Annotated in this window: 1 protein-coding gene; it reads left to right on the forward strand. The window is 45.5% G+C overall.

The annotated features are described in order from the left end of the window. Positions 1 to 242 (forward strand): hypothetical protein (locus ACYQ78_RS40045; protein ID WP_459806225.1); only part of this gene is annotated, 242 nt, incomplete at both ends.

Raw genomic sequence — 242 nt, forward strand, 5'->3', positions numbered from 1 at the left:
AAAGACGATGTCACAAGCTGCTTTATGCTCCAGTTTGATCGCGCTGCACTCATAGTAGCCTCACCTGCCACAGAAGAAGGAAAGCTCAACTGGCATCGTGAACACGTGGTGTGGACTGACAAAACAATAAATCTGAAATTGTTGAGAAAAGGCATTTTAACTCGCATATATGCTCCATCGGTTATCATCGAGGGATTGAAGGAGTCAGGTGTGTTTCGCTCTGTGATTGCTAATGCCCCTAC

The organism is Herbidospora sp. RD11066 (assembly GCF_054661255.1).